We start from the raw sequence: 24,948 nt of genomic DNA, 5'->3' as shown, positions 1-24,948 counted from the left end.
TTAAATTATTCAACATTCCAATTATCTGTACGGAATGAAGGAACAGGAATCCCCTCCGTACTATATAATTCTCCCTTAATCCAACTTTTAAATCCATAACGCACTGCAACCGGATTCTTTACTTGATCGTTCCAAACTACAATACCCTTTTCTTTGCCAATTACAGCTTTTGCAGGATAAAATACCCTATCCTCTCCAGCGACCTCAAAAAGCGTAATCGGTTTATTATACGATGTCAGTCCGTTCGGAGCATTTTTAAACTGAAGTAGCATTTTACCATCCTTTACAACATAAGAATCCAGCTCCGGGAAATCACAGGCTATAGCACGTTTCCCGTATGTCCGATTCATCGCCCAATAGACCAACCTTTTTGCTACAATAGATTTATTTGACGGATGAATGCACTTTTCGATTCCGGCATCTGTAATGACAACCATACCGCTATACGGAATATTCTTATATGCTTTCAACTGCGCCTCTCGTAGCAATGCACCATTCCCATTCGGATAATCATACGGAGCAACCTGAACATAATAAAAAGGTAAAGTATCGTTATTCCATGATTTACGCCAATCTTTTACCATTTCAGGAAGTAATCTTCTATACAAATTCGGATCTTCCACGTTCGATTCACCCTGATACCACAGAAAACCCCGTATCCCAAAACCGGCAATCGGAGCAACCATTCCATTATATAAAGAAGAGGGTGCTCTACGATGCACTTTAAAATTACGGAAATCATCCGGGACAGAAATATTCATCGATTCTAAGCTCTCCCTACTCATCCACGGCTGTATTGCTGAACCGCCCCAAGAAGTTTCAATCATTCCTACCGGAACTTTAAGTTGTTTTTGTAAAGTTTTTGCAAACAAATAACCGACAAGACTAAAATACCTGATCGATACGGAAGATGCCGTTTTCCATTGCCCTCTACAGGTATCTTGAGTAACCAACTGTGCATTACGAGCTATACGTATTAGCCTAATTTGTTCATTTTCAGCATCCATAAGAATATCATTTGCATGTAGAACAGGTTGGTTTAAACTTCCTCTGACCGTCATTTCCATATTCGACTGACCTCCACATAACCACACTTCACCCGAAAGAACATTCCGCACTTCTGCCTTACCGGATTTACTTTTACACCAAATAGAAAATGGTCCTCCGGCAGGAGGCGTCTTTATATATACTTTCCATTTACCCACCGAATCAGAAGTTACCCTACTCCACTGTTTACACCAAGATCCTCGTACCGCAACTTCGGTCATCGGATCTGCAAAACCCCAGACCGGCACATAGGAATCTCTCTGAATAACCATATTATCAGAAAACAGAGATGCAAGTTTCAATTCTGCATGAACAACAGAGAAAGACAAAATGCCGGTTATACATAATAAAATAAATCGACTCATAGACTTCTTATTTTATAATAGTTTCCCTATCGGATAAATTTTTTACTGATAACCCTGTCCGATAAAATCAATGAAAGCAGATAACACCCTGAAGAGAAATACTTCGAAGGGAGATGATAATTTTCCATTCCGGAAACAAGAGACAGTTCCCGCTCGACAAATAATCTCCCATTCATATCCGTAACTCTGAACAAAGCTTTTTGTTCTTTAGGAGAATATACCGAAAGATTTATATCTCCTTTCTCAGAAACATACTTCAGGTCAAAAGAAACCGTATCGGTCTGTATCCGTTCGACAGATGAAAGTTCTTTTTTTTGAAAAACGGCATTCAACCCTTTCCCCGATAAATCTCTTACATTAAAACTCAAAACCAAAGGTTCATAAGAAAGAACAGTTACCCGCTCATCTTTTCTTATGATCGATCCGGCAGCCAAAGAAACCAACCGTATCATAATTTCATCGGTATTCAACATTGTCGGATCTGACACGGAAACCTCAATCTCGTTTTTTCCTTCACGTACAATAACCGAAGCCTTTTTATCACAATATAAAAAAGGAACACCATCTATAGCGACATATTGAGAAGTCGAATTGTTCCAAAAATTCGCGCCTATTATCCCCAATGTTTTTTCCATTACTGCTTGTACGGATGACGTATTGCTTAATATTTTTATATCAGGATCGGAACAGTAATTTTTTAACTGAGAAGTAGTACACGACGGGATCAGTACATAACTATAACGATTTTCATCCGAATCAGTATCATCCGAACAATTCCCATGCTCTTTCCATAAAGTCAAATAATAATCTTTCTGTACCGCCGTACTACCACCTTCATTTATATCTCTCCATGATCCTGTTTGTTGTTGCCGTATTGCTTTCAAATCCATAGATTCCGGGAAATAATAACCGACTTCCATTCCAGAATACTTTCCGGACAAATGCGCCCAAGTAACACCGGTCAAATTCAACGGAGCTGTATCCGATCCGAATAATGCATTTTGCTTTACACCGTCTACTGTAAAAACATTTCGGTTATCCGAAACCAATTTTCGCTGATCGATATAAGTACACACGTTCACCTGACTTTTATTTGTAATGCCGGCACCTAATGCGACCAGCTCATCATCAAACATAAACCATGATTTTTTAGCACTCACCACCGGATCTTTCGATTCATAGAACATGCCGGAACAACCATATTTTCCGGAAATACCGACTCCTCCTACCCATGATTTTTCAGACAAAGTTTTAGCCTTTGCCGTAGAATTTTCGGCCACAGTCGTTCCTGATATACGATACGGATTTACGGTTGCCCAAAAATTTCCCTCATAATGGTTCTGATCCGGAGTATATAAATAAACTGCACCATCGGCATTATGCCATCCTCTGATATTCTCACGATTGGTATTCTCATAATTATATATACGGGAAGAATACATGGATATTCCTACCGCATACGTCGGACGATGCTGCACTGCTCTGTCCATACAAGGAAATTGACGATAAACTTCGTAAACCTCCCGTATAGGAATATCGGTATTTTCTATCAACGCTTTTGTTTCTTTAATCGCTCGAATAGAATTCATGTACGCATAATAATCCGAAAAAGTTTTATCAGAAATCAACCAGTCTTTTACCAAAGAAGCAATCCTCAAAGAACTCTCTTCAGGAAGTAAATACCGCAACCGCATCAGAATCTGTACCAATGAACGTCCCCTTTTATGGTCTGTAGTAGCAGATCGGGCAATCTCCCGCCCTCTTACCATAGACATCATGCCTCCCCGAAATACAAGAGGCTCAAAAGCTCTCCATATCCATTCGGAAACCACATTTCTATTCTCTTCAGAAAAATCGATAGAAGAACCATGATATAATATCATCAAGTCGGTTAAAGTAGCTAACAACGATGTTCCGTAACCACCTGTGTACGGATGACGTTCGTGCTGTATAAACGAACCGTCTTCATAAAACCCGTCACCTTGAGTTACATAATCAAACAAAGGATTCAGACTATTACGAGCATAAATAACATCCGTTTCATTACCGGAAATAATGCCCCGTACAGCAATAACCGTCGCTATCCACGCCAGATTAGCACCTGTGTAATATCCTACATCCGGACAAAAATGAAATACCGGAAGCAAATACTTGTTCCGTAAATCGGGAGGCATATTATCATACATCAAAACAATGACATTATTCAACCTGAGAGGAGCTCCAATTTTATAATCCCACCAATTTTGTCCCGAATCATTGGTACTTTCGTTATACTGATTCATATACATCCATTCCAAAGCCGAAAGAATGTCCGATTTCAATTGCTCATTCCGATACAAGTCCGATCCGTCCAAATTATAAGCCAGAGCCATGCTCTGCAACCGATCATACGATTCAGTTATATCGGCAGAACTGCCATATGAAAGATCGTTCCATAACCGAGATCTGCCGGAATCTTTAATCATCGCATCCCACTGCTTTTTTCCGGCCGAAGTCAAACTGGTAATTTTATTTTTAATTTCTATTACTTCCGGATCATAGGGATACCCAGTCAACTCATTATACCAATTAAGACGTAAATCGTTTAAATCCAAAGCCAATATAGACAACGGTAAACAGAACGCAAATACTAAACAAAAACCTTTTTTTATCATGGTATTCATACTCATAGTAGTCTGATTTTAAGGTTCTACTTCAATTTCTACTTCTCTCACAACAGTTTGAGAACGGTCGGCATTGGCATTAGTTGCGACAAAAGTCACTCTATACTTACCCGGTTCTTTATAAATATACTTATACTCCGACAAGCGTTGCTCGGTCATGCCTTTCAACGGTGTAGGACGATCCGGACCTAAATCTATCTGCGATTGGCGAACTAAAGGTTTTGTTATCATCCAATTCTCACTTGCTTCCTGCGATGAAGTACCTGCCGGTCCAAGCAATGTTATAACCGATAAAATCGTCGAACGGCAAGCTCCCCCAATTCCGGCATCAACTAATGAAAACCCTGCTGATGACATATCAGCAATAACTTGTTCTCCGAATAAATTAGTCTTCGTCGATAACTGGAAATCCCGAACATACCATGTTCGACAAGCCCCGGCTATCGCCGTAGCCTGATTAACATAGCGTAATCCTATATATACAGGTTTACCTTCTTCCATAAATTCATTCATCTTTAAAGTTCCCGAATTGACATAAGTCCCGTTCGTATTACCCGTAGCTATCGTAAAACGATCGGTTATATCAGTCCATGTAGCAGCTTTCACATGTGATATATCCGAATAGTTTCCGTTAAAGTCTGATGAAATCAATATCGAAAAATGATTCTCCTGGACTCCATACTTAGTCGCTGTACTGAAAGACAGATTATAATCTCCACTCTCCAATATACGATGCTCTCGACAAGAATATTCGCTATATACTTCACCGGTAAATACAGAAATAATATCAGGATCTCCGGTAAACTCAAATACAGCCTGTTCGCCGGCCTTTATTTTAGGCGTAAGCAATGTAACCGTAAAATCTTCTACATCACCGCTCAATTCCATCTGAGGATCACAAGCAGTTACCCCAATCAGCCCCCAAAACAATGAACCGATATATACAGAGGCTCTAAATATCTCTTTTAGATTTATACTTATTTTTTCCATTACCATTGAGGATTTTGAGTCAACTTTTTATTTAAAATCATTTCTCGTGCCGGAATAGGGAACAAAAGATGCCTTTGTGATACATTCCGGAAAGCTAATACAAAAAATTGCCCGCTATATTCCATATCGATCAAATTTTCTATATTTTTCATATTTTCGACAAGCTTACCCCATCGGATAAGATCTTGTTTTCGCAATGCCTCAAAACATAGCTCCCGAGAACGTTCATTCATAATTTCCTCTTGGAAAGATGTCTCATTGAGTCCTGATAAATCACAGGATTCCGGTTGTGTCAGATCGGTTTTACCGTTTACATCCAATAACCCGAAAGCCCTGCGACGCACAAGATTTATAGCATTATAAGCCTCCTGAGTAGGGCCATGATTTACAGCATTATCAGCTTCAGCAAACATTAATAAGACATCGGAATAACGCAACAACGGAAAGTTTTGTGAAGTAGCATTATTCGCTCTCGGATAAACAGTCTCATATTCCCGACGCCATTTACCGCAATAACGTTTCCATGCATCAAAACCTACGGCTTCCGGACGCGGAATATGAGAGCCGTCCTTACCGTATGTATAAGGTGCGATTGCCCAATCTCTTCGCAAATCACCCGTATCATATAAACGGTAAAGATATGCTGTAGCACTTATATGCCCATAGGCCAACCCCATTTCCTCGCTCTCACTACGCAAACCCAGCCAAGCTCCGACACGCCCCGTCTCACGATAAGAATTTTGGGCATTACCCCAAAACTCCACTTCCCAAATACTCTCTTTTATGTCATATTTATCCTGTGCATAATTGATGAATACCTGACTATAATCCGGATGTAAACGATGACCTGATTCTGTATCGTCTATTACTTTTTTTGCCCACGAACGAGCTTCGGCATAACGACTTTCATCATTTAACGGATTACCGGCCATACGCAGACAAACCCGAGCTAAAATACCTCGTACCGCAGATTTCGTGACCCGACCGCCGAATCCTGCTTCCGTAGCCGACTGAACCAAATCTTCAGCCAAATCCATATCTCCGATAATCTGTTCATATACCTTTTCCGAAGGAGTTCTCCCGACTTCTTTATTTTTGAGATCAACAGTAGGAGACAATATCAAAGGAACATCGCCCCAATGTTCTACTAAAATAAAATAATAATATGCTCTCAAAAAAAGAGTTTCGCCCTTTATCCGGTCTGCCAATAAAGGATCGACAGCAGGTTTCCGTTCAAGGCTCGCTAATACGAGATTGGCTCGATTAATTCCGTCATACAAAATTTTCCACAGTCCTTGTACTATATTATCGGAAGTAGAAAAATTATATACTTGAGGACCTTCCATTACCTCTTCCCGGTTAAAATAACCTTCATCAGCCTCATTTCCCATACGACAGATATACTGCTGACCATAGAAAGCCGTATTTCCCAAAATATCATAAACACCGGCTAATGCATATTCCAACTGATCCTCCGTTTCGTAATAAGTCAACGACAAAAAATCATCCGGCTCTGTATCCAAAAAATCTGAACATGATGATAAAAAAGCCGAAAGACAGGCTACAAGAATATAATATTTATATTTCATACTATTCTAAATTTAAAGTTTCAAAATGTCGTTTTCAAACTGAACATAAATGATTTAGCCGAAGGATAGGCCGAATAATCGAATGAAGGTGTCAAAATACTGCTTCTTGTAGAAACAGACGGGTCCATCCCCGAATACCCTGTAAATGTCACTAAGTTTCTTGCTGTAAAACTCAAATTTAAAGAACTGAGATATATCCTCTTCAACCATCTCCGCGGGAAATTATACCCGAAAGTCAGATTCTGCAATCGCAGGTAAGAACCATCTTCCAAAACACGAGAAGAATGATACCCTGCAGGACCTTGTCCTCCTGTCCGAAAATATTTATTGCTTCTATTTTCCGGAGTCCACCTGTTTTCATAACTTTTATACTGATTTATATCTGTAGCCACCAGAGCATTTCCTTCGAGAAAAAGACGATTGGCGTTATAAACATCGTTACCATAAGACCAACTTAAGAATATACCTAATGAAAAGCCTTTATACGTAAATGTATTATTAAAACCTCCGGTATGCAACGGTTGACCCCGACCGATAATCGTCTGATCATAAGTATTGACAACTCCATCACCGTTTAAATCCCGATATTTGATATCACCCGGTTGTATCACCGACCGTTCATTTCCGTTGGTCGGGACATTATCTTTAAGAATGTATTTCCCCGGTGAAGGCTGGTCAAAATCTTCTTCTTGATAAATTCCATCAAACACATATCCGAAAAACATTCCCGTCGGTTGCCCCACCTGCGCAACATACAGCGGAGAATTATTAAAGTTCGTATTCAAAGGAACAAAAGAATACAGATTGCGTTGATTTCCGGTAAGAGACAATATTTTATTACGATTAAAACTTATGTTGAAATCACTTTCCCAACGGAAATTCCGAGTTTTAACATTTACGGTTTTCAAAGATATTTCCAATCCTCGGTTTCTCATTTTTCCGACATTTTCATAAGCCGATTCAAAACCCATTGTATAAGGAAGATCTGCCAATAGTAACAAATCCCGGGTAATTTTCTGATACCAATCAACCGTCAGTTGTACTCTATCTCTAAAAAATCCGAGATCCATTCCAATATCGAACTGACCTGTCCTTTCCCACTTCAATTCGGAGTTGGAAATCCCCGAAGGAATAAAGCCATGTGTTGGAGTGCCGTTATTGAAAGAGTAACAACTCGCAATAGGCAATCCTATCGAAGGATAATAAGAAAAATCAGAAACCCGATTATTGCCCGTTTCTCCATAACTTGTTCTCAATTTACCGGTAGAAATAAAAGAAACCCTTTTCATAAACGGTTCTTCTGAAAAATTCCAGGCAAATGCACCTGACGGAAAATATCCCCACCGATTCCCGGGTGCAAATCGAGAAGATCCGTCACCTCGGAATGTAAACGTAAATAAATATCTCGAATACAAACTATAATTTACACGTCCGAAAAAAGATGCCATAGTATAATGCGTATTATCCGACGTTACCGTGTAAGGTGTTCCCTCACTTAAACCGTCGATTCCCAATTCTTCGTTCGGCACTAAAATTGCAGACGAGCCGTAAGTCGTGTTTCTTCCTCCTTGTACCGAAAATCCGGCAACTGCATTCAAATGATGAGCGCCAGAAAATGTTTTATTATAAGTTACCGTATTCTCATTACTCCACACCGAACGTTCATCATTGAGAACCGATCCCCACTGGCCTCTTGTATTCAATTTATTCAAAGGACTTCCTTGTGTCGTTTTCGAATTATTAAAGGTTTCTCGCCGTTGCATCCGTTTATTCAAAGCACCGGTAATCCGAATAGTCAATCCGCTAAGAGGTTTTGCTTCCAAATAAGCGTTCGTCGTAAGGACCTTTAACCGGGTCTTTCTCGACTCATTCGCATTTGAGAGCACCGGATTGATCCGTACATCAGTTGCCGACAAATTATCCTCATCTACAATTTCATCCAATATATCCAAGCTGCCTCCGGTTCCTACCGGCCTATATGCCCACGTACGATACAGCAAATAAGTCGTAGAATTGCTTTCAGTATCACCCGTAGCCAGGTTTTGTCCGAACTTTGTCATTTCAGTATATCCGGCATTTAATCCGGCAGAGAAAAAGCGATTTATTCGTTGATCCAAAGAAACTCGTCCTGTATATCGATCATATCCGGAATTATCAATAACTCCATTCTGATTATAAGTAGAACCGGAAACGGAATATTTCGTACGATCATTACCGCCTCTTATACTCAAGTTATATGTCATCAGCAAAGGACAATCATTCTGTATCTCATCTTGCCAATTTATCCCTTTCATATTTTTATAATCGTCCAAAGTCATATTGCATCCTGACAAATAGCGTCTCTCGGTAATATCCGGCTTTAGTTCGAGATTATAACGAACAAACTCATACGGAGACATCATCTCCATCTGTTTGCTGATTTCTTGCCATCCCAACGATGCACTGAACGATATAATCGGGCGACTTTTCCGTCCTTTCTTTGTCGTTATGACCACAACTCCATTAGCAGCCCGAGCTCCATAAATAGCCGTAGCCGAAGCATCTTTTAAAATATTTAAGGATTCTATATCATCATTACTTATCGAAGCCGCATCAAAATCTTCCATAGGGAAACCGTCTACGACATATAACGGAGAATTATCTTGAGTCAAGGAATTATTTCCACGAATCAATATTCCGGGAGTCTCTCCGGGTTGCCCGTCAGAGGCCTGTATCTGTACACCGGCAACACGACCTTCCAAAGCCTCGCTAAAAGAAGATACCGGAATGGTTGACAGCTCGTCCATGTCTACTTTCGCAACTGATCCGGTCACATCTTTCCGGGAAAAAGATCCATATCCCATTACTACGACTTCATTCAACTGACGCACATCTTCGGTCATAATAACCCGCAACTGCTTATTTTTTTTCACAGGGATTTCTTGAGATTCATAACCGACAAACGAAAATATCAAAACCGAAGTATCAGAAGACACAGAAATAGAAAAAGCTCCATTCGCATCACTCATCGTTCCTCGGAAAGTTCCCTTTAACATAATACTGACACCGGGCAGCATTTCCCCTTTCTCATCCATTACTTTTCCCGAAATATTACGGTTTTGCTGAGCATAAACAGAAACACAGGATAACAAAACAAGAAAAAACATATATACGAACCGCCATTTTCGTAATAATGACAGTAGATAGATACAATAATAATCGTTTATTTTCATGGCCTGACATATATTAGGTTATTTCTTTAATACTCTATCTTTGAAACGAAGCATAGCTTCGAGATAGTAATAATCGGCATAGCTCAAAGGAACATCTATTTCCCTATTCCCGGGCAAATAACCGACAGAATGTTTCAGAATAAAGAATTTGTTTGTTCCCGGCTTGGCTGTATAAGCTGGAGAAGCCAAAGCGCGCAATTGCGTCTCGGCGACAGCAAGATATTCATCAGCTTCATCTGCCTTTACATAATCACTCAATTCTATTAGGGCCGAACATATTATAGCACCTGCCGAAACATCTCGATATGCATGAGGAATATTAGGTGCATCAAAGTCCCAATAAGGAATTTTATCTTTAGGCAAATTTTTATGACGAATGATAAAAGATGCGATCTTGCGGGCCATTTCGAGATAAGACTTATTTCCGGTCTCCCTATACATCATCGTATAGCCGTATAGCCCCCAGGCTTGTCCCCTCGCCCATGCACTTTCGTTACTATATCCCTGATGCGTCTCTTTTTTCTCTACTGCTCCGGTTTTAGGATTATAAGAGACAACATGATATGAACTGTTATCTTTTCTAAAATGGTTTTTTAAGGTCGTATCGGCATGCCTGACGGCAATATTCTTAAATACCGGATCACCACTTGTTTTATATGCCCACATCAATAATTCCAAATTCATCATATTATCGATAATAACCGGAAAACTCCAACCGCATTTACCGGTATCCCAAGATTGCGTACAACCCACTTGAACATTAAAACGAGAGCTTAACGCCTTTGCTCCAGCCAACAGGACATCTTCTGTTTCTTTATCCTTTCCGCATAACCGCCATTTATTGCCATAGCTGCAATAAAGCATAAAACCGATATCATGCGTTTTATTATTATTTTTTTGTGTCTTCAGATAAGTTGTAAATTTCTCAGCATTTTTACGAACAGTAACGTTTCCCGTATACTCATAAATATACCAAAGAGATCCCGGGAAAAAACCGCTTACCCAAGAAGACGGAGATACCCGATGTAAAGATCCGTCCGGCAAAATAGAATGGGGTAAAAGGCCCGGAGTAGAAGACATTTCTTTTATTAATCCTGCATATTGAGAACTTGCGTTTTTGAAAGCTTCATCAATAATTTTGCTCATACTGTTTTTTTGAGCAATTGTATTATTCGCAAATAGTAACAAAGAAGCTATCAAAACACATATTTTTTTCAAAACAAGTATTTGCATATATGTATATCTTAAACCGGCTCAGACCTATCCCCAAGCTTTCAAATATCAGATGAGACAAGAATAAGCCGGTAGTTTTATAATAAAAAATTAACACCTACACTTTTTCATTTACAGAAATGTTATCAATATAAAAAACAGATTTCGCACGACTGAAATCTTGTCCCCCATCGACAGCAATTCTCAATTCAAAAGGCTCATCAAAATTTAAACTATGAGTTTTCTTATCCGAAACGATTTTTCCTGATCCCAAATCCACTTCTACGGTGTATAAATGCCAATCATTATCGCCCGTTATATTGACATTTTCACCACGACCGGCAATCGATTTATTTCCTTTACCTTCTGCAAAACCGACAAAAGAGACATTCAGTATTACAGGTTTAGCTGACCGAGCATAAAACGACACCTTTATTTTTTTTCGACTTAATTGAAGACCTTTCTGAGCTACAAAATTTTTATAACGAGTATCGATCCTATCATTACAAACAAATCGTAGAGATTTATCTCCTTCATACGCAACATTTACAACAGGCATTATCGATGAATTCGGCAAATTATTTTTATACCATTCTCCATTCTCAACCCCTCCACGTTTGTTTTTTACCGTACCTTCTTCAAATCCGGCATTCATCAACTTATTCTCCTGTGCCCAAAGAGATGATAATCCCCCTAACAAAACAGCAATCAATAATAATTTATTTCTCATCACTTTTAGATTTTAATCTATAAGACTCCTTCCTAACGTATAACTCGATACACTTTATTCCCATTCACCTGCACCAAATACACCCCCTGTGGCAAATCAAATACCGAAGAAGAACCATCAACATATGCCGATTTTACCAGACTTCCTGTTGCTGTATAAAAAGAGACTTTCCCTTCAATACCGTTCACGACAATTCCCGAAGAACTACCATATATTTCACCAGCACAATTGTCGCTATAAGATTTTATACCGGAAGTATTTCCTGCAACAATACTCACATTATCCAATGCAACATAAGCATTTTTACCCGTCATATCTTGCGGACCGGCAATACCTATACGAAAGGTAAAAGGCTGAGTAAAATCCCATTCCGTTTCTTCTAAAACATCAGTTACAGTTCCGGCCATAACTTTACCGGAAGAGTAATCTAAAACTTTTGTGTATTTTCGCCATACATCATCAGCCGGAATAGTAAACACGCCATTTCCTAAATCAACTTTATTCGCACCTGCGGCATTTTTCCCTACCAATGCAAGATAAATATCCATTTCTGCATTTTTTCCCTTTGCCCAGAAAGTAAGTGTATAGACCTGTTTCTCTACTGCAGCAGCTATTTCATCTCTTCTATAATAAGTTTTGGCAGTAGTCAAAATATTTGAATTTCCATGAAGCCTCATAGTCTTACTTCCCCCATCTTCCAACGGCAAATCAGGACTATGATCTACTATTGCGGCATCACCTCTAACCATTTGAGAAGCGACTATCCAGCCATCCGAGTTTTCAAAATCTCCATTCGTAATTAAATTTTGGGCTTTAGAAATAACTCCAGCTAATAAAAAAACCGAAAGAAGCAGTAATCTGTTTTTCATAATCTAAAATATTTAAAGGTTAATATTATTTATCGGTCTATTCCGACAATACAAATATCAAGTACGAAAAACAGGAATTGGTTTACAGATATTTATAAGATGTATAAAAACGGAGTTATACCATTTTTTAAACATTTTATGGACAAATACCGCACATAAACAGATGTTATTTATCGGCTTTTCTCTTTTCCTTTATAAACTCGCTCGGAGTCACACCAAAGCGTTTTTTAAAACAAGTACCGAAATAACGAGATTCGGTAAAGCCTACTCGATCCGATATTTCACTTATATTCAAATCCGTATCGGTCAAAAGCTGTACAGCTCGTTTCAACTTTATTTCTAAAATAAACGTTTTCACAGAATGTCCGGTCAACAGTTTTATTTTTTTGTACAACAACGAACGGCTCATTGCCATATCTAAAACAAAATTTTCCACATCATATGACGGGTCATCCATATTTTTCTCTATCAACGCTAATGCTCTTTGCAAAAAAATACTATCCGCAGATTCCACCGAAACGGGAGTCGGCACAGGTACCAATGTTTTTCCTGAAATCATTCGTTGAGTTTCAAGAGTTCGAATCAAATTCTGTATCTGCCGAATCAATAACGCTGAATCGAATGGCTTTTCTATATATAAGTCCGCCCCAGAGTCCATACCCTTCCATTTATCTTTTTCAGATAAACGTGAGGATAAAATAATGATCGGTATATTTGATGTTGTAGGATTGGATTTCAATTGCCTACATAGTTCAAAACCATCGATTATAGGAATCATGATCTCTGTAAGTATCACAGAAATCCTCTCCCGCAAAGCTATCTCTAAAGCTCCCTTCCCGTCTTTCGCTGCAATAACCGAAAACTTCGAAGACAAAATATCCGTCAAATAACTCCTTAATACGGCATCCCTTTCGACAATTAATATCGAATATTTTTTCTTTTCTATCGTTTCCGATTCCTCCTTGTTTATTTGGGGACATAACCCGGACAATAAATGAGCCGTATAAGAAAAAGTATAAGAAGATAAATCGAAGTCTTCTGAATTTACGGACGACATTTGAGCGGACTCTACAGGAAAAACGATATTGAATTCAAGCTTTCTCTCCACATAAGTATAAAATATATTCCCCTGCAATAATGCCAGTAATTCTTTAACCAAAGACAAACCTAAACGAGATTCGGCATTTATCCCCGAAATAGTATTTCCTGCTTCTGAATAGAACCTATAAAACAAAGCGTTTGCTTCATCTAAAGATAACAATACTCCATTTCCTGAAATTCTTAAAGATATTTTTCTCTTGCTATCTAACGTAGAATAACCGCTTTGCTCCAAATGCTGGGTATCAGGCTCTTCCAAAGAAAAAGTCAAATCATTTCCAGAAGGGAGATAACGAACCAAATTAATAAATAAATTACCTATTATCTTTTCCCATATAAGCGGATCAAACAAAAAAGTTGCAGAAGCAAAAGCAGACTTAAATATTATAGAAATATTATATCCTGTCGCTACATTCTCATAATTAGAACACAGTTTTCGAAAAAAAGTGACAGAATCCCCCTTAAAACAGTTAATAATTAAAGAATTACCCTCAATCGTTTGTATATCCAACAACTGATCAAGCAAATTATTTACCCTTATAACCTGGGATTGCATTTGTCCCAACAGCTCTTCAGACTCTTTATTATCCCTCAAACCGGGACGTAAACGTATAATCAAATCATTAACCACACTCAAAGGCGCTCGTAGTTCATGAGATATATTCGTGAAAAAAGAGACTTTTTGCTCAGTTGTTTGTTCTATCCGCATCCGTTGTTCCTGTTCTTTCGACAACTGCAAAAGCAAATACCGGAAACGAGATGAATTGCGCCATAACCAATAAAACAGAAAAACCAAAACTGAGAAATAAGCAACAAATGCATACCAGGTAAACCATACAGGCGGATTCTTTATCACCACTACCGAAGTAACGGCATCATTCCATATCCCATTATTATTTGCTGCTTTCACTTCAAAAACATACCGGCCGGTAGATAATCCTGAAAAATAAGTCTTATACTCCCCTGGAGCCAATACCCTCCAATTGTCATCGAAACCTTTCAATCTACATGCAAACTGATTTCTGGACGGATAAAGGTAATTCGACGATGCAAAACTAAAAGCTATATTCGTATCAGAAGCATCCAACACAATTTTGTCGGTTACTGAGATATCTTGTTTTAACGGTGAATTTTTTTCTTTCGGCTCTACCTTAACATTATTAATATATAACCCCGTAAAATATACTGAAGCTTTATTCCGATTTACTTTTATTCGAGAAGGTTCAATCCACAAAAAACCATTTGTATGTCCGAATAACAAATCTCCTAAAGCCGTTTTATATTGGGCATTCGGATAAAAAGATCCGGAGACAAATGCATCAGGCAGATCAAACCGAACAAACTCTTTTGAAGACGTTACATAATGAAACATGCCTTTATCAGTTGTTAACCAAAGGTCATGAAACTCTGCATCTTCTAATATACTATATACAATATCGGCATCAAGTCCGTTTTTTCGATTATAATAAGTCACATTCCCTCGAGGACTGATAACTGTCACCCCATCGCCCCGCGTACCGATCCAAACATCTCCTGTAACAGTCTGACAAATTGTATATACATTATTACCACTTAACCGGCCCTTTTCAGAATACTTATCATAACGCTTTACGATCTTTTGATTATTAGGATTAATCACGACAATACCTTGCTGTCCCGCTAACCATAATAATCCGTCTCTTGTCTTATATAAACTATAAAATTTCAATTTCTCATCAGGAAACAACGGGCGGGTCGTTCCAAGCCGTATATTGCAAGAAAACACTCCCCTCTCTTTATCTATCACTAAGACAATACTATCATTAAGAACTTCAAAATCATAAACGTCCAAATTTCGGGAAGATTTTGAAGGGTCAGGCAATCGGTAACGAAACGCCTTACCCGTATGTGGATCTATTTCATTCAGCCCTCCCCTATATAACCCGGCATACAGTTTTCCATAAATAGGATGATAGTACAACTTTTTTATTAAATTACTTCCCGGACTATCCGGCCTACTATTATGTTTATAGTAAGTAATACGTCCTGATTCCCTGTCCAACCGATTCAGACCGCCCCCCTCTGTTCCAATCCAAATATTATGATCTTGATCTTCGGCAAAACAACTGACAATATTATAACTTAACGGTATTTCGGTCGTCTGGGTGAAAAAACGATAATGAGAATCGGAATAATTAAAATATGCCAGTCCTCCTCCGTATGTACCAGTCCAAACCTCTCCATCTTCATTAGTATATATAGTCCAAACAGAGTTATAGGGTAACGAATATAACTGATGTGGATCATTCTGTAAAAAAAAGTCATCTCCGCTTTGAAGATCCAGCAAAAAAAGACCGTTTTGTACTCCAATCCACATCACATTCTGACTATCTATATTCATATCCTTCGTATAAACAGAAGTTTTGCCATCATGAGATAAAGGATAATGTTGTACCAATACTCCCGACATATCATATTTAAATAATCCACTATGATCAGATAAAACATAAACAAAATCTCCATATCTCACAATTCTCTGAATCATATCTTTAACAAACAATTGAGAAAAAGGGACAAACCTCTGGGAATCGGTATCAAAGCGGAATATTCCACCGGCAATACCACCTGCCCAAAATTCATTATTAAAAACATACAGGCAACTGCCTTTTTCCCGTTCCATACCGGAAACTTTCATTAGTTCACCAGTTGCAGGATCAAACACGAAAGGTTGCTCATTATATAATAGCCAAATTTTATGATCAGAAGATTCGCATGGGAATGCAACATTTCCTTTAAACAAATTCTTAAAACAAAGCTGGTCAGCAGACATCCGAAACAGACCACCATATCTACTGGATAAATACAAATTACCGCAATAATCAGGGATAATACGATTAAACATCATCCGGTCGGCATTCTCCAATTTATCCACTTTACGAATAAACGACACAAAAGAATATCCATCAAAACTCATAACATCATCTTCTGTTGTTATCCACATTTTCCCCTGACGGTCTCTCGTTATAGACGTAACAGCTTGATGTGTATTGATAGATACAGGAAACGTATGAAACAAATACCGAGATTTGTCTAAAATAGAATAAGCTTCTCCAAAACCGATAATAAAGAATACACTAAAAATCAAATATACTTGAGAGATTTTCATAGACCTACTATAAGCACATGGTATTAATCAGCGACTGATGACGAATTCAACTTTCACAAAGATAAAAAAAATTGTAATCCAACAAAATACACAATAATATATTAACCATACCAAAAGAAGTTTTTCCATAATACGATTTTTTCTTTTACATTTACTGAATAAACATTTTACTGACACGATTATGATGACACTTCTATCTTGTGCCAAAACAATGTGTGACACGACCGGAATAAAAGCTCCGGCTCTTACTACTCCGAAATTCGGAAAAGAGGCTTCGGATATTATCCTGCAACTAACCGAATATTCGCCCGATGAATTGAAGAGAATGTTACACATTACTTCCCGATTAGCTCTGGAAAACTATGAACGATACAGACTCTTCTACTCCGAAGAGACACCGACATTGCAAGCTTTGCTTGCATATACGGGAATCGTATTTAAAAACATCAATCCGAGCGACTTTACTCGTGAAGAATTTTTATATGCACAAAAACATTTACGAATCACGTCTTTTTGTTACGGATTATTACGCCCGTTAGACGGCATCAAACCATATCGATTAGAAGGCAGTGTCACATTACCCAGAACCGGAACAGACTCCATGTTCGAATACTGGAAATCCCGACTGACACAACCGCTTTTATCGGAAATAAGAAAAAACGGAAATATTCTATTCAATTTGGCAAGTAGCGAAATGAAACAATTATTCGATTGGAAAGAAATAGAATCTTCCGTTACCGTTATTACTCCGCAATTTAAAGTCTGGAAAAACGGAAAACGGACGACTGTCGTCATTTACACAAAAATGGCTCGCGGTGCTATGACACGTTTCATAATCAAAAATAAAATCGAAAAGCCTGAAGACTTGAAAGCTTTTTCATGGGAAGGTTTTTCTTTTAATGAGAATCTTTCAGACAAAACAAATTTTATCTTCACTCAAGAATAACGAATGAAAACAGAAAAAGAAAAAATGTTAGCAGGAGAATTATACACTCCTTACGATCCCGAATTACAACAAATGCATCAACAAGCATTAGCTTTAGTCGAACAATACAATAAAGAATCCTTTGTCAACTGTCTCGAAGAGAACCCTTTATTAGGTAAATTATTACCCAATGCGCATCCGACATTGCGAATACAGCCCCCCTTTCTTTGTGATTTCGGATCTTTAATATATGGAGGAGAAAACGGGTTTATCAATTACGGATGCACAATCTTAGATACAGCACCCATCACTTTGGGTAAAAATATACTGATAGGTCCGAATGTCCAGATCTATGCACCGATTCATCCATCCGACTTTAAAGTACGAGCTACCGGAGTAGAACACGGAAAAGCAATTACGATCGGAGACGATTGCTGGATCGGAGGAGGTGTAGTAATTTGTCCGGGAGTAACAATAGGTAACCGATGTATCATCGGAGCAGGGAGTGTCGTAGTTAAAGACATTCCCGATGATTCTTTTGCTGCAGGAAATCCAGCGATAGTAAAAAAACGGCTCGATTTGTAATTCTGTCAATAAGATTAGTATATATACAGTTTATAACTGCAAGAAGAACAAAATATAAGCCATTTGCATTATATTTGCAATAACTATAAGAATATTGTCAATGAAAGAATTTATCCTGACTAAACAAGAATCTGAACGCACGGTCTTAGTTGGTATTATCACCCAAACTCAAAACGAAACAAAAGCGAACGAGTATCTGGACGAGTTAGCGTTCTTGGCAGAAACAGCGGGAGCAGAACCGGTCAAAAAATTTTTACAACGGTTAGAATATCCAAATCCCGTAACATTTGTCGGAGCCGGGAAATTACAAGAAATCAAGGATTATGTCGAAGAAAATGAAATAGGTCTCGTTATTTTCGATGATGATCTGTCTCCAAAGCAATTAAAAAATATAGAAAAAGAACTTCAAGTAAAAATATTAGACCGCACCAGTCTTATCCTCGACATTTTTGCAAAAAGAGCGCAAACCGCCAACGCAAAAAGTCAAGTAGAACTGGCTCAATATCAATATCTTCTTCCTCGACTGACCCGGTTATGGACTCACTTGGAGCGACAACGGGGAGGTATCGGAATGCGAGGTCCGGGCGAAACCCAAATCGAAACAGACCGACGAATTATTTTGGATAAAATTTCCCGATTAAAAACAGAACTGAAGCAAATAGACAAACAAAAAGAGATGCAACGAAAAAACAGAGGGAAAATGGTGCGTGTCGCATTGGTCGGATATACAAACGTCGGGAAATCTACTCTGATGAACTTGCTCAGTAAATCGGAAGTTTTCGCTGAAAACAAGCTTTTTGCAACTTTAGACACGACCGTGCGAAAAGTCATCATCGATAACTTGCCTTTCTTATTGACCGATACAGTAGGTTTTATCCGGAAACTTCCGACTCATTTGGTCGAATCTTTCAAATCTACATTAGACGAAGTTCGGGATGCCGATTTATTAGTGCATGTCGTTGACATTTCACATCCGTCTTTCGAAGAACAGATAGAAATCGTAAATCAGACGCTGCATGAAGTTTGTAACTCTTCCGATAAACCGATGATAATCGTATTTAACAAAATCGATGCATTTTCGTATGTAGAAAAAGATCCGGATGACCTATCGCCTAAAACGAAAGAGAATATCTCGTTAGACGAGCTGAAAGAAACTTGGATGGCCAAAATGAATGAAAATTGTATTTTCATATCGGCAAAAGAAAAGAACAATATTGAAGAACTAAAAAAACTGTTATACGAACGTGTTAAAGAGATACACGTGACCCGTTTCCCTTATAACGATTTCCTTTTTCAAAAATATGATGAAGAGGAAAATATATAGGCTCTGAAAAAGAAGCAAACTTTAAAATACAACTCATACATCACTACACAATGGGAGCTTACAGAGGATTAACGATTACAGAAATCGAGCAATTAAAACGACAGAACTGCATGGCAGATGATTGGTCGGCAATATCCGTAACAAAGGACTTTATTCCCGATCATATATGTCATACCCGTTTTTCGGGTCAAATAAAATTAGGTGCTTTCAAAAAAGAGTTTACATTAGATGGAGGATTAAAAAAACATTCCGGATTGCGACACGTGACTTTACATAACTGCGAAATCGGAGATGATGTGTTAATCGAAAACGTACCTAATTATATCGCCAATTACCGAATAGGAAATGACAGTTTCATCCAAAATGTAAATATTCTGGTAGTTGACGGTAAAAGCAAATTCGGAAACGGGACAGAGGTTTCTGTACTTAGCGAAACAGGCGGACGGGAAGTTCCCATTTACGATAAACTATCGGCTCATCTGGCTTATATCATAGCTTTATATCGTCATCGCCCCCTCTTAATAGAGAAGTTAAAAAAAATGATCGACACGTATGCCGAAGATCACGCCTCAGAAACAGGAACTATCGGAGACCATGTAACTATCATAAATACCGGAACAATTAAAAATGTCCGTATCGGAAGTTATTGTACCATCGACGGGACTTCACGACTGGAAAACGGCACTATCAACAGTAACGAAAACGATCCCGTCGTGATCGGGCATAATGTAATGGCAGAAGATTTCATTATCAGTTCCGGAGCACATGTCAGCGACGGTGTTGTCATGATGCGTTGTTTTATCGGACAAGCTTGTCATCTTTCTCATCTTTTTTCGGCACACGATTCTTTATTCTTCTGTAATTGTCAAGGAGAAAACGGAGAAGCATGTGCTATCTTTGCCGGCCCTTATACCGTATCGATGCACAAGTCGAGCCTTTTAATCGCCGGAATGTTTTCTTTTCTGAATGCAGGAAGCGGTTCTAACCAAAGCAACCACATGTATAAACTCGGTCCTATTCACCAAGGTATCGTAGAAAGGGGATCTAAAACGACAAGTGATTCTTATGTTCTTTGGCCTGCTAAAATAGGTGCTTTTTCTCTTGTCATGGGTCGGCATGTGCGACATCCGGACACGTCTAAACTTCCTTTTTCTTATCTTATCGAGAAAGGTTCTGAATCATACCTCGTACCGGGAGTAAACTTGAAAAGTGTAGGAACTATTCGGGATGCACTAAAATGGCCGAAACGAGATAACCGGAAAGATCCGGAACACCTCGACATGGTGAATTTTAATCTACTAAGTCCTTACACGATACAGAAAATGCTGACAGCCATAGACGTTTTACGCCACTTACAGGAAAGTTCGGGAGAAACATCCGAAGTATATTCCTATCAAAGTGCTTGTATCAAAAATACATCTCTGGTCAAAGGAATTAACTTATACTCTAAAGCTATCAACAAATTTTTAGGAAATTCTATTATTAAACGTCTGGAAGAGATTCAGTTCAAAAGCGATGACGAAATAAGAGAACGATTACGTCCCGACAATAATATAGGAACAGGAGATTGGCTTGATCTTTCGGGTTTGATAGCCCCCAAATCAGAGATAGACCACCTCATCAGCCAAATAGAGACAGAAAAAATCAAAACTCTCGAACCGATACAACAAACATTTATAAATCTACACAAACGCTATTACGATTTAGAATGGGCGTGGGCGTATGAAGTAATGCAATCATGGTATCACCGACCTATCGACCAAATAACGGCACAAGATATTACAGAAATCGTCAATATATGGAAAGATGCTGTCGTAAGCCTCGATGAGATGTTATATGCCGATGCAAAAAAAGAATTTTCAATGACAGCAAAAACCGGATTCGGAATAGACGGAAATACTCAACAAAAAAATGTCGATTTTGAACAGGTCAGAGGAGCTTTTGAGAATAATCCTTTTGTAAAAACCGTAAACGAACATATTAAAGCAAAAACAGAATTGGGGAACGAATTGATCGATCGTATCGCCCATTTAATAAATTAGCATCAACTTTTTAATGGAAAAGAAATATTGTTTTGAATTGGAAATGAAAGTGCGTGACTACGAGTGCGACATGCAAGGTATCGTCAACAATGCAAACTACCAGCACTATCTGGAACATGCACGACATGAATTTCTGCAAAGTACAGGAACTGCTTTTGTCGATATGAGGAAACAAGGTATAGAACCGGTAGTTTGCCGTATAGAAATAGACTACAAAACCTCGCTTAAAAGTCAAGATTGGTTTACCTGTAAGCTTTTTTTACGAAAAGAAGGAGCAAAATTCGTTTTTTATCAAGACATTTTTCGCCGATCAGACAAAAAGCTCTGCATCAAAAGTCGAGTGGAGACTGTCTGTATCGTAAACGGACGTATCAGTCGAGGAGAAGAATTAGAAAAACTATTCAAGGAATATCTGTAACCTCTTTATTGTTATGGCATTGTGCGAAGAGACAATATATCAGATCGCTTTGACCCGCATTAAAGGTATGAATTTGTTACTGGCAAAGGCATTACTGGATACAATAGGCAGCGCTTCAGGAATATTTAAGGAAAAAGGACAAAACTTGCAGAATATATGCAAACTGCAAACACCCGTCTTTAATGACGATTCCATAAAAACAGCCATTGAAACAGCTAAAAGAGAAATAGATTTTATTGAAAAAAATCACATTGTCCCTATATTCTTCTCCGACTCTGAATATCCAGCCCGTTTGAATGAGTGTATCGATGCTCCGATATTGTTATATTATAGAGGTACGGCAAACCTGAATTCCTCTAAAATAATAAGTATTGTAGGTACTCGTCATGCGACTAATTACGGACGAGACTTTTGTAAAACCCTCTTACAAGAATTGTCCAGATGGTTTCCTGACCTAATAATAGTAAGTGGGTTAGCTTACGGAATAGATATATGCGCACATCGAGAAGCTCTAAATAATAAGCTTCAAACTATCGGCATTTTAGCCCACGGAATGAATACTTTATACCCGGCTACACATAGAAAGACTGCTGCAGAAATGCTTTCTTGCGGAGGATTACTGACTGAGTATTCATCTCAGCATCCGACACATAAAGGAAATTTTGTAGCCCGTAACCGAATAGTTGCCGGAATGTCGGATGCAACACTGATTATAGAATCAGCAGAAAAGGGTGGTTCTTTAATTACTGCCGGAATTGCAGAAAGCTATCATCGGGATGTATTCGCTCTGCCCGGAAACATACAGAATGAATATTCTAAAGGTTGCAATCAGTTAATAAGAAACAACCGGGCAGCTTTAGTAACTTCGGCTCGGGATATCGCCGATGCCATGTGTTGGGACATCCCGAATAAAGAACCGAAACAAATATCTCTTTTTCCGGAGCTGAACGAAACCGAAACATTATTGATGAAAATATTGGAGGAAAAAGGAGAATGCCATATAAATCAATTGACAATTATCGGTAATCTTCCTGCATCTCAAGTATTGGCAACTCTTCTCGAACTCGAATTCAAAGGTCTTGTCCAACCATATCCCGGAGGGTTATACCGGAAATCATAATTCCCGGTTATTTACCTCACGAATAGACCGATTAATCCGCACTATACGAGTTGCCATCTCCTCCATCTTGTTCAATTCATGTGATACCAAAATAACAGTCGTTGTTTTATTAATTTCACGAAAGATTTCATACATACGTTCCTCAAATTCCTGATCGACATAAGACGACGGTTCGTCTAACAAGAGAATTTCCGGACGCGAAACAAGAGCTCTTGCAAGCAAGGCACGCTGCATTTGCCCTCCGGAAAGCTTTCCGATAGGACGTTCTCCAAATTTCTCAAGCCCGACAAGAGACAAAGCTTCCTCTACCCGCAACCGTTGTTCCGGTGTAAATGGTTTCAAAAAACGTTTTTCGCCCATCAAACCCGAAAAAATAACTTCCGAAACAGTAAGAGGGAAACGCGAATCTATTGTATTCTTTTGAGGTAAATATCCCATATTCAAATACGGGACTTTCAATCCATCGCGATAAAACAAAACTTTACCGGATAAAGGAGACAACAATCCGAGAATAATCCTTAACAATGTCGTCTTTCCTCCCCCGTTAGGGCCGGTAATTGCTAAGAAGTCCCGGTCATAAACAATAAGATCGATATTTTCAAGAACCAGTGTACGATCATATTGCAACGAAACCCCGGAAACTTCGATTCGTTTATCCTTAATCAAAAGCATTTGCGATATGAATTAATTCTTCTCCCCACTCGTAATTCAAAGGGTCGATCTGAACAACTTTCCCTTTCAATTCCTCTGCAAATGTAAGAGCTTGTTTAATATTAAACTCTTTCTGAATAAATACGATATGAACATTATTTTCACGTGCCGTATCGATAGCTCTCTTCATATAAAAAGCCGAAGGACCTTTTCCGTTCAACTCTACACTCAATTGGCGCAGACCGTAATCATGCGCCAAATAACTAAGCGACGGATGATAAATCGCAAACATTTCTCCTTTATGGGGAGCAAGCTTCTTAGTTAACAAAGTATCTATCCGGTTTATCTCCGCTACAAGCTTTTCATAATTTTTAGTATAATACTCTTTTCCGTCAGGATCAATATCGATAAATGCATCATACATATTCTGCACAATAATACGAGCTCTTTTGGGAGAACTCCATATATGAGGATCTATATTCTCCATATGCAGAGCATGTGGTTCTTCATGACACTCATGAGTACCGGTCAATAAAGACACTCCTTCGGAAGTATCATAAATTCTCATTTCCGGATTATTTTTCGCTAATTTATCAAGCCAAGCTACTTCAAAACCGATATAGCCGATCTTCAGATAGGCAACACTTTTCCCTACGCGAACCAAATGAGAAGGAGAAGGGTCATAAGCTTCCGGATTACTACCATTAGGTACAATACAATTGATATCGAACCTATCCCCAGCAATTTTTTCCGCAAAATATTTTTGAGGCTGTATGGTAACGGTCACGATTCTCTTTTGTTCTGGTTGACGAATACAAGAACACACGAATAATAAACAAGAGAAAAGAACAACCATCCATATAGGATAAAATAGTTTCATTTTATTTCCTTTGTGTTACAAATCTTTGCTAAATGCAAAAATTCAAACAAATATAGAACAAAAGGCTAAATAAATCTAAAATT

General features: G+C 38.5%; 17 protein-coding genes. 6 read left to right on the top strand and 11 right to left on the bottom strand.

The annotated features are described in order from the left end of the window. Positions 1-5: 5 nt before the first annotated feature. From Q0093_RS12240 to Q0093_RS12200, 9 genes are all read right to left on the bottom strand, one after another. Positions 6-1,412, bottom strand: coding sequence for a sialate O-acetylesterase (locus tag Q0093_RS12240; protein ID WP_297930867.1), 1,407 nt, complete (start codon positions 1,410-1,412; stop codon positions 6-8). Between the two features lie 26 nt (positions 1,413-1,438). Further along, complete coding sequence (locus Q0093_RS12235; protein ID WP_297930865.1) at positions 1,439-4,081, bottom strand: polysaccharide lyase family 8 super-sandwich domain-containing protein; 2,643 nt, start codon at positions 4,079-4,081, stop codon at positions 1,439-1,441. Between the two features lie 12 nt (positions 4,082-4,093). After that, positions 4,094-5,065 carry a DUF5017 domain-containing protein gene (locus tag Q0093_RS12230; RefSeq protein ID WP_297930863.1) on the bottom strand — a complete coding sequence of 324 codons (972 nt, stop codon included), beginning with the start codon at positions 5,063-5,065 and terminating at the stop codon, positions 4,094-4,096. Then, entirely contained in the window at positions 5,065-6,654 is a 1,590-nt protein-coding gene (locus Q0093_RS12225) for a RagB/SusD family nutrient uptake outer membrane protein (RefSeq protein ID WP_297930861.1), read from the bottom strand. Before Q0093_RS12225 ends, Q0093_RS12230 begins: the two co-directional genes overlap by 1 nt. Positions 6,655-6,674: 20 nt before the next feature. Further along, positions 6,675-9,866, bottom strand: coding sequence for a TonB-dependent receptor (locus Q0093_RS12220; RefSeq protein WP_297930859.1), 3,192 nt, complete (start codon positions 9,864-9,866; stop codon positions 6,675-6,677). A gap of 18 nt (positions 9,867-9,884) precedes the next feature. Next, positions 9,885-11,099, bottom strand: a complete 1,215-nt coding sequence (locus tag Q0093_RS12215; RefSeq protein ID WP_297930857.1) for a glycoside hydrolase family 88 protein — start codon at positions 11,097-11,099, stop codon at positions 9,885-9,887. 97 nt (positions 11,100-11,196) lie between these two features. After that, the gene (locus tag Q0093_RS12210; protein ID WP_297930855.1) at positions 11,197-11,808 is read right to left on the bottom strand and encodes a hypothetical protein; all 612 of its coding nucleotides are present in this window, start codon (positions 11,806-11,808) and stop codon (positions 11,197-11,199) included. 32 nt (positions 11,809-11,840) lie between these two features. Continuing rightward, positions 11,841-12,677 carry a T9SS type A sorting domain-containing protein gene (locus tag Q0093_RS12205; protein ID WP_278714982.1) on the bottom strand — a complete coding sequence of 279 codons (837 nt, stop codon included), beginning with the start codon at positions 12,675-12,677 and terminating at the stop codon, positions 11,841-11,843. A 166-nt stretch (positions 12,678-12,843) separates the two neighbouring features. Beyond that, a complete protein-coding gene (locus Q0093_RS12200; protein WP_297930853.1) occupies positions 12,844-16,920 on the bottom strand; it encodes a hybrid sensor histidine kinase/response regulator transcription factor in 4,077 nt (1,358 codons plus the stop codon). Positions 16,921-17,101: 181 nt separating this feature from the next. Between Q0093_RS12200 and yaaA the strand changes: the two genes are divergently transcribed. From yaaA to dprA, 6 genes are all read left to right on the top strand, one after another. Then, a complete protein-coding gene (gene yaaA, locus Q0093_RS12195) occupies positions 17,102-17,866 on the top strand; it encodes a peroxide stress protein YaaA (protein ID WP_297930851.1) in 765 nt (254 codons plus the stop codon). Positions 17,867-17,869: 3 nt separating this feature from the next. Then, the gene (locus Q0093_RS12190) at positions 17,870-18,430 is read left to right on the top strand and encodes a sugar O-acetyltransferase (protein ID WP_294178768.1); all 561 of its coding nucleotides are present in this window, start codon (positions 17,870-17,872) and stop codon (positions 18,428-18,430) included. Between the two features lie 100 nt (positions 18,431-18,530). Then, on the top strand, positions 18,531-19,754 hold the full coding sequence (gene hflX, locus Q0093_RS12185) for a GTPase HflX (RefSeq protein WP_294178767.1): 1,224 nt from the start codon (positions 18,531-18,533) through the stop codon (positions 19,752-19,754). A gap of 50 nt (positions 19,755-19,804) precedes the next feature. Beyond that, complete coding sequence (locus Q0093_RS12180; RefSeq protein WP_297930848.1) at positions 19,805-21,796, top strand: DUF4954 family protein; 1,992 nt, start codon at positions 19,805-19,807, stop codon at positions 21,794-21,796. A gap of 13 nt (positions 21,797-21,809) precedes the next feature. Beyond that, positions 21,810-22,214, top strand: a complete 405-nt coding sequence (locus tag Q0093_RS12175; RefSeq protein ID WP_294178765.1) for a thioesterase family protein — start codon at positions 21,810-21,812, stop codon at positions 22,212-22,214. Positions 22,215-22,227: 13 nt separating this feature from the next. Then, positions 22,228-23,334 carry a DNA-processing protein DprA gene (dprA, locus tag Q0093_RS12170; protein WP_297930845.1) on the top strand — a complete coding sequence of 369 codons (1,107 nt, stop codon included), beginning with the start codon at positions 22,228-22,230 and terminating at the stop codon, positions 23,332-23,334. Here dprA and Q0093_RS12165 read toward each other — a convergent pair. Then, the gene (locus tag Q0093_RS12165; RefSeq protein WP_297930843.1) at positions 23,329-24,006 is read right to left on the bottom strand and encodes a metal ABC transporter ATP-binding protein; all 678 of its coding nucleotides are present in this window, start codon (positions 24,004-24,006) and stop codon (positions 23,329-23,331) included. The genes dprA and Q0093_RS12165 overlap by 6 nt on opposite strands. Then, positions 23,993-24,865 carry a zinc ABC transporter substrate-binding protein gene (locus Q0093_RS12160; RefSeq protein ID WP_294178762.1) on the bottom strand — a complete coding sequence of 291 codons (873 nt, stop codon included), beginning with the start codon at positions 24,863-24,865 and terminating at the stop codon, positions 23,993-23,995. Before Q0093_RS12160 ends, Q0093_RS12165 begins: the two co-directional genes overlap by 14 nt. Positions 24,866-24,948 lie beyond the last annotated feature (83 nt).

Source organism: uncultured Coprobacter sp., from assembly GCF_947855755.1.
In the GTDB taxonomy this organism is placed as follows: Bacteria; Bacteroidota; Bacteroidia; order Bacteroidales; family Coprobacteraceae; genus Coprobacter.
Note: the sequence above shows the minus strand (reverse complement) of the source record. Positions and strands in the feature narration are given on the sequence as shown.